Below are 15,350 nucleotides of genomic sequence, written 5' to 3' on the forward strand. Positions count from 1 at the left end.
TGCGCCGCTCCGTCGGCGCCGCGCCGCGGCCTCCAAGCCGCACCGAAACGAAACGGCCGGGGAGCGACTCCCCGGCCGACCACGACTCCCGCCCCGTCACGCCGCCTTGGGCACGATCCGGTGCGCGCCGAGCGCTCCGATGAGCGCCAGTCCCGCCGCGACGGCGTAGATCGGCACGAACGCGATCGTCCCGTGCGACAGCAGCGCGGCGAACACCGAGCCGGTCACCGCCAGCAGCGACGCGGTCCCGACCGCGTCCGCCAGCTGCAGCGCGGCGCTGTTGGCGCCCTGCTCCGACGTCGGCGACATCTCCAGGGTCAGCACCGAGAACAGCGGGTACACCAGCCCCATCCCCAGCCCGGCGAACGACCATCCGGCCATCGCGACCACGACCGGCACGGCGGGCACCAGGGCGAGCGCGACGATGGCGATCCCCACGGTCAGCGAGATCATCCCGAGCCGCATCAGGGCGGGACGCCCGAGCCGGAGGTTGGGACGCGCCTGCAGCCACGATCCCGTCGACCAGAACACCGCGCCCACGGTCAGCGTCAGCCCGGCGAGCGACGGCGACAGCCCGCGCTCCTTCGAGAGCATCAGCGGCACGAACACGTCCGCCGCGGCGAAGGCCGACGCCGCCACCCCGCGCATCGCGACGACCGTCGGCAGCCCCCGTCCGAACCGCACCGTCCCGCGCGGCAGCAGCCGCGGGACCGCCGCCGCGATGACGCCGAGCGCCGCGACGAGCGTCACGACGGCCAGGACGCCGCGCAGCTGCCCGCCGTACTGGAGCAGCGCCGCTCCGGTGCCCGCCGCGAGCGCCCAGCCGATGCGCCGCGCCGCGTCCCGCCGCGATACCTCGCCGGGCACGTCGGTGTCGGTGCCACGCAGGCCCTGCCGGATCAGGAGCGACGCCGGGATCGCCAGCAGCGGCATGCCGAGGAACACCAGCCGCCAGCTCGCGTGCTCGACGATCACTCCGGTGATCGCCGGCCCGACGATGGACGGGACGACCCACGCCGCGGCGAACGCCGCGAACATCTTCGGCCGCATCGCCTCCGGGAAGGCGCGTCCGACCAGGACGTACAGCGACACGTTGAAGACCCCGCCGCCGAGCCCCTGCACGACGCGGCCCCCGATCAGCGACCACATGTTCGTCGCCGCCCCGGCGATGAGCAGGCCGACGAGGAACAGCGCGAGGCCGATCCACATCGGCCGCACCGGGCCGCGCCGGTCGTTCCACACGCCGCCGATCGCCATCCCGACGACGCTGGCGGCCATCGTGCCGCCGAAGGCGAGGGCGTAGAGCGCGACGCCGTCGAGGCTCCGCGCGACGCTCGGCATGGCGGTGCTGACGGCGAGCGCCTCGTAGGCGACGAGCGCGGCCAGCGCGATCGAGCCGATGCTGAGGGAGCGGTAGGGGCGCGCGAAGATCCGGACCGGCGCCGCGGGGGCGGGCGCCGAGTCGTCCGCCGGGGCGTTCGGGTCGTCCGGGGCGGCGAGTGCGGGGGGCTCGGATGTCGTGGTCACGGGATGAGACTGCAACTTCAAGTGGACTTGAAGTCAACCCGGTTCGAGTGGGACGTGGCGCGCGTCTCGCGAGCGGCGTCCTAAAGCGACACGTGCCGATCGACTCCTGAACATCTCTCCCGTAGCAAGACCGAAACATCGCCGCCAACGACCCGAAACGCGCGCCCAACACGCTCGTCCTCATGGCAGAACCCGACGACTCTCTCCTCACCGGCCCCTTGTCGGGCTTCACCGTCGCGGTCACGGCCTGGCGGCGCGGAGCGGAGCTCGCCGCGCTCCTCGAACACCGCGGCGCGCGCGTCGTCTCCGCAGCCCCGCTCCGCACCGTCGCGCCGCCCGACGACCACATGCTCCGCGCCGCGACGATCGAGCTGCTCCGCGAATCGCCCGGCACGCTGATCGTCACCTCCGGCGCGGCCCTGACGAGCTGGCTCGCCGCCGTCGACGGCTGGGGACTCGGCGCGCGGCTCCGCGCCGCGCTCGCCCGCTGGGAGCTCCACGCCGCGGCCCCGCGCGCCCTCGCCGCGCTCCGCGTCGCAGGGTTCCAGGCCACGAGCGACGACGGCACCGAACCGCCCCGTGGCCAGCGCCTGGCGGCGGTGATCCACGGCGCCGCGCGCGAGGATGTCCTGGCCGCGCTGCGACGTCGCCACGGCGCGGCGGTGCACCCCATCGAGGTGCACCGGTGGACGCTGCCGCCCGACCTCGCCCCTGCGCAGCGCCTCGTCGACGCGATCGGCGCGCGCCGCGTCGACGCCGTGACCTTCACCAGCGCCCCCGCCGTTGCGGCGCTGCTACGCGTCGCGGACGACGAGGCGGCCGCGCTCGTCGCGGCGCTGCGCGGCGACGTCCTCGCCGCGGCGGTCGGCCCCGTGTCCGCGACGGCGCTGCGCCGCCTCGGCATCCCCGCGACGCAGCCGCCCCGTGCGCGCCTCACGGCGCTGGCCCGCACCGTCGCGGTCGCCCTCCCGGCGCGAGCGCGCCGCGTCCGCCTCACGTCGGGGCACGACATGGAAGTGCGGGGCCACCTGGTCGTCGTCGACGGCACCGCGCGGACGCTCCCCCCGGCGCCGATGGCGGTGCTCCGCGCGCTCTGCGCGGCGCGCGGACGCGTCCTGTCCCGCGCCGAGCTGCTCGGGCACCTCCCGCGCGGCGCGGACGGCCACGCGGTCGAGATGGCGGTGACGCGGCTCCGCGACGGACTGAAGCTGCGCGGTTGCGTCCAGACGGTCGTCAAACGCGGCTACCGCCTGGCGGTCGACTGACCGGCGCCGGAGCCGAACCCGCCGCGGCGCCGTGGAGCGCCTCGCCGCCGCGCAGGCCGGGCGGCGGTACTCCGGCGTCCTCACCCGGCACCGTGCTCCCGGCCCACCGAGTGCCGCGACGCGAGGCCGGACGGCGCGGCGCCGCGCCGTCGCGACAAACGACCCCGCTGCGCGGCGCACCACGGGGCCGCGCCGTCGTCAACGGGGCCGCCCCGTGGAGGAGCGCGGCGCGGCGGCGTCGGTGGTGCCCCGTCGGGCCTGCGGAGCCGCCCCGTCGCGAGCTGCGGAGCGACTCCACACGAGGCGCATACTCGGTATGCAGGCGCCGCACCGCACACTCCCGCGGCGAGCGTTTCCGCAGGTCGCGCGCGACGTATCGCACGACGGGGCTGCGCCGTGACGGGGCAGCGCCGTGACGGGGCAGCGCCGTGCTCTCGCCGCGGCGCCGCGGACGGCACGCCGCCGCGCCGTCCGCCAACCCCGCCCCGCCCCGCACGCACCCCTCCACGCCGCGTGCCCCACAAGCCCGACCCTCCACTCCCCGTCACAAACCACCCCACCCTCCGCCACCTCCGCGACACGCCACCCCACAAACCGGGGAGCCCTCCCCATTGCCCTTGCGCATACCCGGTATACATACTCTCAAGGCGTGAGGCCATACGTCGTATGCATCCGCCGACTGACGAGGAGGAGAGACAACGTGAGCATCAAGTACGGCTTGCTCGCTCTGCTCGAACGCGGTGAGGCCTACGGCTACCAGCTGCGCGCGGCGTTCGAGGAGTCCACGGGGGCGGCCTGGCCCCTGAACATCGGTCAGGTCTACACGACCCTGAACCGCCTCGAACGTGACGGCCTGGTGCGCCCGCTCGGCGAGAACCCGCAGGGCCAGCGGCCCTACGAGATCACCGACGCGGGACGCGGCGCGCTCGTCGCGTGGTTCGCCACGCCGGTGAGCGGCGCGGAGCGGCCCCGTGACGAGCTGGCCATCAAGCTCGCCCTCGCGCTGTGCACGCCGGGCATCGACGTCCGCGCCGTCGTGCAGACGCAGCGCACGGCGAGCGTGCGGGCGCTCCAGGAGTACACGCGCCTCAAGTCCCGGGCGACCGGGGAGGCCGACATCTCATGGCTGCTGATCATCGACGCCATGATCTTCCGCGTCGAGGCGGAGGTGCGGTGGCTCGACCACTGCGAGGCGTCATTGATGCGGCACCAGCGGAATGCGACCAATACGTCGACGGTCACCGCGCCCGAAGAGGCGCGAGAGACCGTCCCGACCGGGGAGACGACATGACCGTCCTCGAACTCAGAGACGTCCACCGGACACATGGCTCCGGCGAAGCCGCGGTTCACGCCCTGCGCGGCGTGAGCATCGCGGTGCAGCCCGGCGAGCTGGTCGCGGTGATGGGCCCCTCGGGGTCCGGCAAGTCCACACTGCTCAACCTGGCCGGCGGCCTCGACGCCCCGTCCACCGGCGAGGTCTTCGTCGAAGGCACCGCCATCTCCCAGCTCAGCCGGCGCAGCCTCGCCGCCCTGCGGCGCCGCGCCATCGGCTACGTCTTCCAGGACCTGAACCTGCTCCCCAGCCTCACCGCGATCGAGAACGTCGCGCTGCCGCTGGAGCTGGACGGCGTCTCGGTGCGCAAGGCGCGCGCCGTCGCCGCGAAGGCCCTTGAGGATGTCGCCATCCCCGAGCTGGCCGCGCGGTTCCCGGACGAGATGTCCGGCGGCCAGCAGCAGCGCGTCGCCATCGCCCGCGCCGTCGTCGGCGAGCGCCGTCTGGTGCTGGCCGACGAGCCGACGGGCGCGCTGGACTCGCAGACCGGCGAGTCGGTGCTGCGGCTGCTGCGCGCGCGGTGCGACGCGGGCGCGGCGGGTGTGCTCGTCACGCACGACGCGCGCCACGCGGGCTGGGCCGACCGGGTGATCTTCCTGCGGGACGGTCTCGTCGTCGACGCCTCGGGTCCGCTGCCGGAGGCCGAGGACCTGCTGGAGGCCGCTCAGTGAGCCTGTCCGGCATCCGGCTCGCGCTGCGCATCGCGCGCCGCGACGCGCAGCGCACGAAGGGCCGTTCGGTCCTGATCCTGTGCCTGCTGGCCTTCCCGGTGGTGGCGATCGCGCTGGGCGCGACGCTGCTGGACCGGTTCCAGCTCACCCCGGAGGAGACGACGGAGCGCGCCCTGGGCGCGGCGCAGGCCGCGGTCGCGTGGCAGGCCGACTCCCCGTTGCTCCAGGAGCCCGACAACTCGTACATGAACGGGTACGTGCTCTCCCCCGACGGGAAGAGCTTCGTGCAGGGCACCCCTCACGTCGCGGGCGCGGACCCGATGGGCGAGCTGCTCGCGCAGATGCCGCCCGGTGGGCGTCTCGTCGGGCTCGCGGAGGGCACCTCGCGGGTCGCGGTGGACAACAAGCTCCAGGACCTGCCCTATGCGGTCATGGACCTGAACGACAAGGTGTTCGAGGGAGCCTACGAGCTCCTCGACGGGAAGGCGCCGCAGGGTGCCGACGAGATCGCGATCAACCCCGAGGCCGCCTCGTGGCTCAAGCTGGGCATCGGGGACACCCTGGAGCTGCGCGAACCGGCCATGAAGCTGAAGGTCGTCGGGATCGTGGAGAACCCGAGCGAGCTTCGCGAGGCGTTCGCGGTGGGCTCGGCGAAGGCGTTCCCGGGCGCCGTGCCCTCGCGGTACCTGTTCGACTCGCCGAACCCGCTGACGTGGGAGCAGATCCAGGGCCTGAACAAGAAGGGCATCGTCGCCTACTCGAAGTCGGTCTCGATCGATCCCCCGGACTACGACCCGTTCGAGGCGGTCTACGGCCAGAGCTCCGACGGGAGTAGCGGGCCGGACGCCGCGACGATCGGCATGCTCGGCATGATCGGCGGCATGGTGGTCCTGGAGCTGGTCCTGCTGGCCGGACCGGCGTTCGCCATCAGCGCCAAGCGCAGGTCGCGGGAGTACGCGCTCCTCGCGGCGAACGGCGCGACCCCGGCGCAGGTGCGGCGGACGGTGCTGGCGAGCGGCGTCGTCCTCGGCGCGGTCGCGGCGGTCGTGGGCGTGCTGCTGGGCTGTCTGCTGGCGACGGTGGCGATCCCGTTCATCGAGCCCTATCTCGGGTACCGGGCCGGCGGTGTGCGGTTCCTGATCGCGTTCACGGGGCCGCTGGCTCTGCTGGCCGTGCTGACGGGTCTCCTCTCGGCGCTGGTCCCGGCGTTCACGGTGGCGCGGCAGAACGTCATCGCGGCGCTGACGGGGCGGCGCGGCGTGACGCGGTCGCGCAAGCGGTGGCTCATCCTCGGTGTCTCTCTGGTGGTCATCGGCGCGCTCGTCGGCGTCGCCGGAGCGGTGACGTCGGAGCTGACGCTGCTGGTCGCCGCGGCGGCCGCCGCGCAGTTCGGGTTCGTGCTGTGCACCCCGGCGTTCCTGGGCGGCATCTCCAAGATCGGCCGGTTCCTGTCGCTGGCGCCGCGCATCGCGCTGCGGGACGCGGGGCGCAACCGCGCGTCCACGGCCCCGGCGATCTCGGCGGTCATGGCGGTGGTGGCGGGCGCGATCGCGGTCAGCGCGTTCGCGGTCGCCGAGAGGCAGCGCAATGACGACATCAACGCGTCGCCTCTCCCCGAGGGCACGGTCGTGATGAGCCTGTACCAGTACCAGGACTACGACCAGAGCACCAACGCGCTGATCCCGCTTCCCCCGGACGCGCCTCAGCGGATGACCGCCGCCCAGGCGAAGGCGATCGAGTTGCTGCGCGCCGGCCTCCCGGTCGCCGACGTCATCGAGGTGTCCTACGGCGAGTGCAAGAGCGCCGACACGTCGAAGGGCTGCATGGTCGAGGTCGTCACTCCCCCGGCCCGCACGTGCCCTTATGACGCGCAGGCGAGTATGGGCATGCTCTCCAAGGAGGACCAGGCCGAGGCCGTCAAGAACCCCTACTGCAAGCAGGGGAACGACGGCTGGATCATGGCGTCGTTCCGGCCGGGGACGATCGTCGCCGACGGGAAGCTCCTGGCCGCGGTGACCGGCGCGACGGGTCCCGAGCTGGCCGCCGCGCAGAAGGTCCTCGACGAGGGCGGGATCGTCGTCCTGGACGAGGACCTGCTCGACGGCGGCAAGGCGACCGTCCAGACGGTGAGCGTCGAGTGGACCGGCGTGGAGGAGAAGCGGACGACGGTCGACAGTGTCACCGCCCCCGGGGCCGCGCTGACCGGCACGAAGCTGCCGCGCGGCACGCAGTTCGTCGCGCCGTCGCTGGCGCAGCGGCTGAAGCTGGACGTGAAGGTCGACCTGATCGTGGCGTCCATGAAGAGCGTGCCGGACGTCGCGGCGGAGAAGAAGTTCAACGCCGACCTCGCCGCGGCCGGCATCGGCAGCGCGAGCGCGATGAAGAACGGCGAGGTCAGCGTCAACGTCGAGTTCGCCCGTCCCCGCAGCGGCATCGACGAGACGACGATCATGACGTGGATTCTGGCCGGTATCGCCGGTGTCGTCGCGCTCGGCGCGACGGCGATGGCCACGGGGCTCGCCGCCGCGGAGGGACGCCGCGACCTCGCCACGCTCGGCGCGGTCGGCGCCTCGCCGGGGGTGCGGCGCAGGCTGGCGCTGTCCCAGTCGGGGGTGATCTCGCTGCTGGGCGCGATCCTGGGCACCCTGGCGGGTCTCGGCGCGTCGCTGGCGATCGTGGTCACGCTGAACATCGGCTACGGGAAGATGTATCCCCGCATGGCCCCGTACCCGCTGACGATGCCGTGGCTGGTCCTGGGCGTGGCCCTGGTCGCCATCCCCTTGATCGCGATCCTCGGGGCGGGACTGTTCACCCGGTCCCGGCTGCCGGTGGAGCGGCGCGCGGGCTGAGCGCGCACGCGTGAGCCCCGGACCCGTGCGGGTCCGGGGCTCTCTCGCGTTCTAGCGCGCCGACTCGGGGGTGCCCGCCGAAGGCCCCTCGGTCGGCATCGTCAGGATCTCCACGCCCGAGTCGGTGACCAGGACGGTGTGCTCGAACTGCGCCGACCACTTCCGGTCCTTGGTCACCACCGTCCACGTGTCGTCCCAGATGTCGTACTCGTAGGTGCCCAGGTCGATCATCGGCTCGATGGTGAAGGTCATGCCGGGTTCCATCACCACGTCCAGGTCGGGCTTGTCGTAGTGCGGCACGTACAGCCCCGAGTGGAAGGACTCGCCGATGCCGTGCCCGGTGAAGTCGCGGACGACGCCGTAGCCGAACCGCTTCGCGTAGGCCTCGATCACGCGGCCGACGGTGTTGAGCATGCGGCCCGGCGCGACGGCCTTGATGCCGCGCATCGTCGCGGTGTAGGTGCGCTCGACCAGCAGCCGCGCCTCCTCCGACACCTCACCGGCGAGGAAGGTCGCGTTGTTGTCACCGTGGACGCCCTCGATGAAGGCGGTGATGTCCACGTTGACGATGTCGCCGTCCTCGATGACCGTCGAGTCGGGGATGCCGTGGCAGATCACCTCGTTCAGGGACGTGCAGCACGACTTCGGGAAGCTCCGGTACCCCAGGGTCGACGGGTAGGCGCCGTGATCGCACAGGTACTCGTGGACGACCTGGTCGACGTGGTCGGTGGTGACGCCGGGCTTCACGTGCTCCCCGGCCAGCACCAGCGCGTCGGCCGCCAGGCGGCACGCGACGCGCATGCGCTCGATCAGCTCGGGGGTCTTCACCTCGGAGCCGGTGAACCGCGCGGGGCCCTTCTTGCCCACGTACTCGGGCCGGGGGATGGAGCGGGGGACGTCCCGGTGGCCCGACAGGACGCCGGGCGTGATCGGAGCGCGAGTTGTCATACCGGCAAGGTTAACGAGGCGCCGCCCCAGCACGCTCCACGCCCTGAAATGCCCTTGCCCCGCACGGCCGGCCACGGCAGTATGTGGGACGTGGTAAGGGAACCAGATCTGCGTCCCGGGGCACCCCGGACACGTTGACCCGGTCTGCGAACCGATCGACAGCAGAGCGGATCTCAGCATCGCCGGAGTTCCTCCGGCGGCGGGATCCGAGCCGGCGCGGGGCCCGCTCCCGTCCGACACACCCGACACGGTCGAGCGCCCGGTCCGACCCCAACGCGGACCAGCGGCAGCCGCCCCGCGCCGGCTCACCTCCCACCACGCACGGCGAACCCCCGGCCCCATGCGGGAACCGGGGGTCCGGACGAGAGACCTCAGCCCGCGGGCTCCAGTTCCTTCGGGTCCTCGGCGGCCTCGGCCTCGGCGGGGGCCACCTGGCCCATGCGCTCGTAGACCATGCCCGCCTGGTGGGCGATGGCGCCGACGATGGCCGGGACGACGGGAAGCAGCCAGTCGGCCACGAAGCCGGTGTGCGGCATGTTGACGATGAACACCGCGGCCGCGGCGGCGGTGAATCCGTAGAGCAGCCCGCGCCAGCACGCACGGCTGGCGTGCGCGACGGCGGCCTTGCGGGCCGCGGTGACGTCGGGGAAGCCCTGAAGCGCGGTGACGTCACGGCGGCCGAGGTTCACGCCACCGATGCCGGTCGTCACCGACGTGCCCAGGACGGCCGCGACGAGCATGTCCTTGAGAACGATCGCCACGAGCGCGAAGGTGACCGCGCCCGCGCCGACCGCGATGCCTGCCTTGATCCAGTCGGCTTTCTCGCCGGGATACCAGTAGTGCTTGGTCACCCCGTCCGAGACCTGTCGAACGATCCTCCCCATGGGGTCCTCACCTCATCGATCGTCACTGAACGCCCTGCGGCTCGTTACTAGCCGTACAGGGGTCATTATTTTCGGTGGCCGCCTGAGCTGTCCCGTGTTCGCTGAAATCCGATTGGTCCTATTTGAGACCTTGGCGACCGATTCTGTCTGGTATCTGACACTAAGGTTCTCGGGTGGGGCAGCCCGCTCGGGTACACCAACCACCTTGCTGCAAATCACTGGCGAGTGGGAGTGATGAGTCGGCTACCCGTCAGCACGAAAATGCCGACAGAGTCCTCATCCTGCATCTGCATTGCTACCGTGCGAACTCAGAACAGGACGGTCGCCAGCTCCCCCACCTGCCGCATCCCGCATCGCTCGTACGCGCGCGTCGCGGGGATGTTGAAGTCATTCACGTAAAGGCTCACCGAGGGCGCGTGCCGTCCGAGGGCGTCGTTGATGACCGCGGCGACGCACGGCGCCGCCAGTCCCTGGCCACGGAACTCCGGCGCGACCCACACGCCCTGGATCTGCGCGGTGTGCCTGGTGAGAACCGCGATCTCGGCCTTGAACACCACACGGCCGTCGTCGATGCGCGCGTAGGAGCGTCCCGCGGCGATGAGCGAGGACAGCCGGTCGCGGTAGGCGGCCGCGCTCGACCGGTCGTGCAGCGGCGAGACCCCGACCTCCTCGGTGTACATCGCCACCGCGGCCGGGAACACCGCCGTGATGTCCTTCGGGCGGCAGCGCCGCACGAACGGGTCCGGCGCGATCGCGGCGGGACGGTCGGCCCACAGCAGCGGCTGGCGCTCGCGCACCGCGCGCGCCGCGCCCCAGTACGGGCGCAGCCCGCTCCACAGGCGCAGGACCGCCTCGGCGTCCCCGACGATCGAGGAGCACTGGCGGCCCTCGCGCCGCACCATCCCGGTGAACGCGTCCATGGCGTCGGCGTCGGTGCCGACCGGCACGAGGTTCGCCCCCGACAGGCACACCGCGACCAGTTCGCCGCCGCGGCTGTACCCGTACAGCCGCCCGGCACCCCGGTGCCAGCCGTAATGGTCGAGACGGTCGGCGACGAAGGCCCCGGCCGCCGGACGTGCGTCCAGCAGCCGGGTGACCGCGGCGTGATCCTGGGCGGCGAGCAGCCGCACCGGAAGCGTGACTTCCACGCCCCTAGCCTGCCAGCCTCGCGCGGTCAGTGCACCTCGACGACGGGTTTGACGAGTTCGCGCAGCTCCTCGGGGATGTCGGCGCCCATCTCATCGGCCAGGCGCAGGGCCTCCTCGATGAGGGTCTCCACGATCTGCGCCTCGGGAACGGTCTTCACGACCTGCCCCTTCACGAAGATCTGGCCCTTGCCGTTGCCGGAGGCCACACCCAGGTCGGCCTCGCGGGCCTCACCGGGGCCGTTCACGACGCAGCCCATGACGGCCACGCGCAGCGGCACCGGGAGCCCGTCCAGACCGGCGGTGACCTCCTCGGCGAGCTTGTACACGTCGACCTGCGCGCGCCCGCACGACGGGCACGACACGATCTCCAGGCCGCGTTCCTTCAGCCCCAGGGACTCCAGGATCGCGTTGCCGACCTTGACCTCCTCCACCGGAGGCGCCGACAGCGACACCCGGATGGTGTCACCGATGCCCTCGGCCAGCAGCGCGCCGAAGGCCACGGAGGACTTGATCGTGCCCTGGAACTGCGGGCCGGCCTCGGTCACGCCGAGGTGCAGCGGGTAGTCGCACTGCTCCGACAGCAGCCGGTAGGCGCGGATCATCACGACCGGGTCGTGGTGCTTGACCGAGATCTTGATGTCGCGGAAGTCGTGCTCCTCGAACAGCGAGCACTCCCACAGCGCCGACTCCACGAGGGCCTCGGCGGTGGCCTTGCCGTACTTGGCGAGCAGGCGCGGGTCGAGGGACCCGGCGTTGACGCCGATGCGGATCGGCGTCCCGGCGTTCTTCGCGGCGCGCGCGATCTCGCCGACCTTGTCGTCGAACTTCTTGATGTTGCCCGGGTTCACCCGGACCGCCGCGCAGCCCGCCTCGATCGCGGCGAACACGTACTTGGGCTGGAAGTGGATGTCGGCGATCACCGGGATCTGCGACTTCCGCGCGATGATCGGCAGCGCCTCGGCGTCGTCGGCGCTCGGGACGGCCACGCGCACGATCTGGCAGCCCGACGCGGTGAGCTCGGCGATCTGCTGCAGCGTCGCGTTCACATCCGAGGTCAGGGTCGTCGTCATGGACTGGACGCTGACCGGGGCGCCGCCGCCGACGAGGACGCCACCGACGTTCAGCTGGCGGGTCTGGCGCCGCGTGGCGATCGGCGGGGGAGGCAGCGACGGCATACCGAGACTGACAGTGCTCAAGAGTCCCTCCGGACCTGTCCCGCGGGGGCGGGGGTTTTCGGTACACCCGGCGGGCGGGGTCGCCCGCCGGGGAAGGCTATTTGAATATCTGGATCGGGTTGATGATGTCGGCGGCCACCGTGAGCAGGGTGAACCCCGCAAAGATAACAATCACCACGTATGTGACCGGAAGCAGCTTCAGGTAATCCACCCGTCCGGGGTCGGGCTTCTTCATCCGGGCGTAGATCCAGCTGCGGACCTTCTCGAACCACGCGATCGCGATGTGCCCGCCGTCCAGCGGCAGCAGCGGCAGCAGGTTGAACACGCCGATGAAGAAGTTCAGCGAGGCCAGCAGCACCCAGAACATCTGCCATTCACTGCGTTCGACCAGCTCACCGCCGATGCGGCTGGCGCCGACGACCGACACGGGGGTGTCGGGATCGCGCTCGCCGCCGGTGAGGGAGTTCCACAGGGCCGGGACCTTCTCGGGGATCCGCATCATCGACTGGCCGATCTGGACGGCCATGTCGCCGGTGTAGCGGAAGGTCGCGCCGATGCCGTCGATGGCGCCGTAGGTGACCGTCGAGGGGATCGCGGGGTCGATGTAGGGCTCGACGCCGATCTTGGCGACGGTCTTGGTGACGTTGCCCGCCTTGTCGACCAGCGGCCCGGCGTAGGGGGTGACGCTCAGGTCGACGTTCTGCCCGCCGCGCAGGACCGTCACCGTCACCGGCTGGCCGGGGGTGAGGGCCTGGATCGCGGTGGCCATCTCCTTCCAGCTCGCCACGGCGGTGGCGCCGACCTTGACGACCTGGTCGCCGTCCTGAAGGCCGGCCAGCTTCGCCGGTCCGGCCGCGTCGGTGTCCTTGCACGCGTAGGCGGTGGTCGCGTCGGCCGGGGGCGTGCACGCGTTCGAGACGTTCACCACGGCGTGCGCGACGGAGTTGTCGTAGAAGTCGCGCTGCGCGGGGTTGCCGACGCCGACGAACGACACCAGCACCCACAGGATCAGCAGGCCGAGGATGAAGTGGCTGATGGAGCCGGCGGCGAGGACGATCGTGCGCTGCCACAGCGGCTTGCGCCAGAACACCCGGTTCTTGTCCTCGGGCGCGACCTCCTCCTCGTCCTCAAGGGGGGTCATCCCGATGATCTTCACGAACGCGCCGGCCGGGATGGCCTTGAGCCCGTACTCGGTCTCCTTGTGCCGGAAGGAGAAGATCGTCGGCCCGAAACCGATGAAGTAGCGGGTGACCTTCATCCCGAACGCACGCGCGGACCACATGTGGCCCGCCTCGTGGAAGGCCACCGAGATGAGGATGCCCAGGGCGAACAGCACGACACCGAGCGCGAAGATCATCTGAGTTGGAACTCCCCTTCGAAAGACGGTCGCCGACTAGGCGCGTACGTGGTCGTGCACAAGCTCCGTTGCCCGCGCTCGCGCCCACTCCTCGGCCGCGTGCACCTGCTCGACGGTACCCGGTCGCCCGAAATCGGGCGCCTCGGCGAGGACCCGCTCCAGCGTGTCCACGATGCCCAGGAACGGGAGGCGGCCGGCGGCGAAGGCGTCCACGAGTTCCTCGTTGGCCGCGTTGTACACCGCCGGGAGGCACCGGCCGGTCCGCCCGGCGTGCATGGCCAGCCGCACGGCCGGGAACGCGTCGTCGTCCAGCGGCGCGAACTCCCAGGTGTGGGACGCCGTCCAGTCGACCGCGGGGGCGGCGTCGGCCACCCGGTCGGGCCAGCCGAGCGCGAGGGCGATCGGGAGCCGCATGTCCGGCGGGCTCGCCTGCGCGATCGTCGACCCGTCGGTGAACTCGACCATGGAGTGGATGACGGACTGGGGATGCACCATCACCCGGATGTCGTCGTAGGGCACGCCGAACAGCTCGTGGGCCTCGATGACCTCAAGGGCCTTGTTCACCATCGTCGCGGTGTTGATGGTGACGACCGGGCCCATGTTCCAGGTCGGGTGCGCCAGCGCCTGCGCGGGCGTGACCTCGGTCAGCTCCTCGCGCTTGCGCCCGCGGAAGGCCCCGCCGCTCGCGGTGAGGATGAGCCGCCGGACCTCCTCGGCGCGCCCGCTGCGCAGGCACTGGGCCAGCGCGGAGTGCTCGGAGTCGACCGGCACGATCTGCCCCGGCGCGGCCAGCGAGCGCACCAGCTCGCCCCCGGCGACCAGGGACTCCTTGTTGGCCAGCGCGAGGACGCGGCCCGCCTTCAGCGCCGCCAGGGTCGGCCCGAGGCCGATGGACCCGGTCATCCCGTTCAGCACGAGGTCGCAGGGCAGAGCGGCCAGCTCCGTCATGGCGGTGGGCCCGGCGACGATGCGGGGGACGCGGAAGTCGCCCGAGGAGTAGCCGCGCTCCTTGGCCACCGCGTAGAAGGCGAGCTGGAGGTCCTGCGCGGCGCTGGCCTTGGCGACGCCGACGACCTCGGCGCCGAGCGCGAGGGCCTGCGCGGCGAGCTGGGCGGGGTTGCCGCCCCCGGCGCCGAGGGCGACGACGCGGAACCGCCCGGGGTTCCGTTCGATGACGTCGATGGCCTGCGTGCCGATGGACCCGGTCGAGCCGAGGATGACGATCTCGCGTGGACTCACCCGATCATTGTCGCGCACGACACTGGGAGGTTCTTGAGCGGTCGCCGGGACGGGCGCGGCCCCGGCGATCGCGGCCGGCTAGCGGAAGACGACCGTCCGGCCGCCGTTCATGACGACGCGGTGTTCGAGGTGCCAGGTGAGGCCGCGGGCCAGCACGAGGGATTCGAGGTCGCGGCCGACGGCGACGAGTTCGGACGGGCTCATGGCGTGGTCGACGCGGGCGATCTCCTGCTCGATGATCGGTCCCTCGTCGAGGTCGGCGGTCACGTAGTGGGTGGTGGCGCCGATGATCTTCACGCCGCGGTCGTAGGCCTGGTGGTAGGGCCTGGCGCCCTTGAAGCTGGGCAGGAAGGAGTGGTGGATGTTGATGATGCGTCCCGACAGCTTGGCGCAGAAGTCGTCGGAGAGGACCTGCATGTAGCGGGCGAGGACGACGACATCGGCGCGGTAGAACTCGACGAGTTCGAGGATCCGGCCCTCCTGCTCGGCCTTCGTCCCGGTGGTGACGGGCAGGTGGTGGAAGGGCACGCCCGCGGCGTCGGTGAGGACGCGCGCGTCGGGGTGGTTGGAGACGACCGCGGTCAGCTCGCCGGGGATGGCGCCGGTGCGGAAGCGGTACAGGAGGTCGTTGAGGCAGTGGTCCTGCTTGGACACCAGGACCAGCACGCGCTGCCGGGCGGTGGTGTCGTGCAGTTCCCACTCCATGCCGAAGGCGGCGCCGACGGCGGCGAAGTCCACGCGCAGTCCCGCCACTGAGGTGTCGCAGGTGAACTGGACGCGCATGAAGAAGCGCCCGCTGCCGGGGTCGGAGAACTGGTTGGAGTGCTTGATGTTCCCGCCGCGCTCGGCGAGGAATCCGGCGACGGCGTGCACGATGCCGACGCGGTCGGGGCAGGACAGGATCAGGATGTACTCACCGCTCACCGTTGGCATCGTAAACGCCGGGTACCGGGC

12 protein-coding genes are annotated in these 15,350 nt (G+C 71.8%); 4 read left to right on the forward strand and 8 right to left on the reverse strand.

Features of this window, described 5'->3' with window-relative positions; genetic code table 11:
* Positions 1-96: 96 nt before the first annotated feature.
* Entirely contained in the window at positions 97-1,527 is a 1,431-nt protein-coding gene (locus tag QSK10_RS02205) for an MFS transporter (protein WP_285660871.1), read from the reverse strand.
* A gap of 182 nt (positions 1,528-1,709) precedes the next feature.
* Between QSK10_RS02205 and QSK10_RS02210 the strand changes: the two genes are divergently transcribed.
* The 4 genes from QSK10_RS02210 to QSK10_RS02225 all read left to right on the forward strand — a co-directional run bounded on the left by QSK10_RS02210 (position 1,710) and on the right by QSK10_RS02225 (position 7,645).
* Positions 1,710-2,792 carry a uroporphyrinogen-III synthase gene (locus tag QSK10_RS02210; RefSeq protein WP_285660872.1) on the forward strand — a complete coding sequence of 361 codons (1,083 nt, stop codon included), beginning with the start codon at positions 1,710-1,712 and terminating at the stop codon, positions 2,790-2,792.
* Between the two features lie 700 nt (positions 2,793-3,492).
* Positions 3,493-4,083: a PadR family transcriptional regulator gene (locus QSK10_RS02215; protein WP_285660873.1), complete on the forward strand. Its 591-nt coding sequence runs from the start codon at positions 3,493-3,495 to the stop codon at positions 4,081-4,083.
* A complete protein-coding gene (locus QSK10_RS02220; protein ID WP_285660874.1) occupies positions 4,080-4,796 on the forward strand; it encodes an ABC transporter ATP-binding protein in 717 nt (238 codons plus the stop codon). Before QSK10_RS02215 ends, QSK10_RS02220 begins: the two co-directional genes overlap by 4 nt.
* Positions 4,793-7,645, forward strand: coding sequence for an FtsX-like permease family protein (locus QSK10_RS02225; RefSeq protein WP_285660875.1), 2,853 nt, complete (start codon positions 4,793-4,795; stop codon positions 7,643-7,645). Before QSK10_RS02220 ends, QSK10_RS02225 begins: the two co-directional genes overlap by 4 nt.
* A 51-nt stretch (positions 7,646-7,696) precedes the next feature.
* Here the strand turns inward: QSK10_RS02225 and map are convergent, their stop codons facing one another.
* The 7 genes from map to purU all read right to left on the reverse strand — a co-directional run bounded on the left by map (position 7,697) and on the right by purU (position 15,320).
* Entirely contained in the window at positions 7,697-8,593 is an 897-nt protein-coding gene (gene map, locus QSK10_RS02230; RefSeq protein WP_285660876.1) for a type I methionyl aminopeptidase, read from the reverse strand.
* Positions 8,594-8,964: 371 nt separating this feature from the next.
* The gene (locus tag QSK10_RS02235) at positions 8,965-9,477 is read right to left on the reverse strand and encodes a hypothetical protein (RefSeq protein ID WP_285660877.1); all 513 of its coding nucleotides are present in this window, start codon (positions 9,475-9,477) and stop codon (positions 8,965-8,967) included.
* A 308-nt stretch (positions 9,478-9,785) separates the two neighbouring features.
* On the reverse strand, positions 9,786-10,625 hold the full coding sequence (locus QSK10_RS02240) for a GNAT family N-acetyltransferase (RefSeq protein ID WP_285660878.1): 840 nt from the start codon (positions 10,623-10,625) through the stop codon (positions 9,786-9,788).
* A 26-nt stretch (positions 10,626-10,651) separates the two neighbouring features.
* Positions 10,652-11,821, reverse strand: coding sequence for a flavodoxin-dependent (E)-4-hydroxy-3-methylbut-2-enyl-diphosphate synthase (ispG, locus tag QSK10_RS02245; protein WP_285660879.1), 1,170 nt, complete (start codon positions 11,819-11,821; stop codon positions 10,652-10,654).
* A 76-nt stretch (positions 11,822-11,897) separates the two neighbouring features.
* The gene (locus QSK10_RS02250) at positions 11,898-13,157 is read right to left on the reverse strand and encodes a M50 family metallopeptidase (protein WP_285660880.1); all 1,260 of its coding nucleotides are present in this window, start codon (positions 13,155-13,157) and stop codon (positions 11,898-11,900) included.
* A gap of 36 nt (positions 13,158-13,193) precedes the next feature.
* A complete protein-coding gene (dxr, locus tag QSK10_RS02255) occupies positions 13,194-14,381 on the reverse strand; it encodes a 1-deoxy-D-xylulose-5-phosphate reductoisomerase (RefSeq protein WP_285662897.1) in 1,188 nt (395 codons plus the stop codon).
* 93 nt (positions 14,382-14,474) lie between these two features.
* Complete coding sequence (purU, locus tag QSK10_RS02260) at positions 14,475-15,320, reverse strand: formyltetrahydrofolate deformylase (protein WP_285660881.1); 846 nt, start codon at positions 15,318-15,320, stop codon at positions 14,475-14,477.
* Positions 15,321-15,350: the final 30 nt, after the last annotated feature.

It is taken from the genome of Actinorhabdospora filicis (assembly GCF_030269765.1).
GTDB lineage: Bacteria > Actinomycetota > Actinomycetes > Mycobacteriales > Micromonosporaceae > Actinorhabdospora > Actinorhabdospora filicis.

What these genes read in the sequence shown, in the direction of transcription:
- QSK10_RS02210 (WP_285660872.1), top strand. Translation starts at nt 1,710, where the DNA reads ATGGCAGAACCCGACGACTCTCTCCTCACCGGCCCCTTGTCGGGCTTC.
- QSK10_RS02220 (WP_285660874.1), top strand. Translation starts at nt 4,080, where the DNA reads ATGACCGTCCTCGAACTCAGAGACGTCCACCGGACACATGGCTCCGGC.
- map (WP_285660876.1), bottom strand. Translation starts at nt 8,593, where the DNA reads ATGACAACTCGCGCTCCGATCACGCCCGGCGTCCTGTCGGGCCACCGG.
- QSK10_RS02235 (WP_285660877.1), bottom strand. Translation starts at nt 9,477, where the DNA reads ATGGGGAGGATCGTTCGACAGGTCTCGGACGGGGTGACCAAGCACTAC.
- QSK10_RS02250 (WP_285660880.1), bottom strand. Translation starts at nt 13,157, where the DNA reads ATGATCTTCGCGCTCGGTGTCGTGCTGTTCGCCCTGGGCATCCTCATC.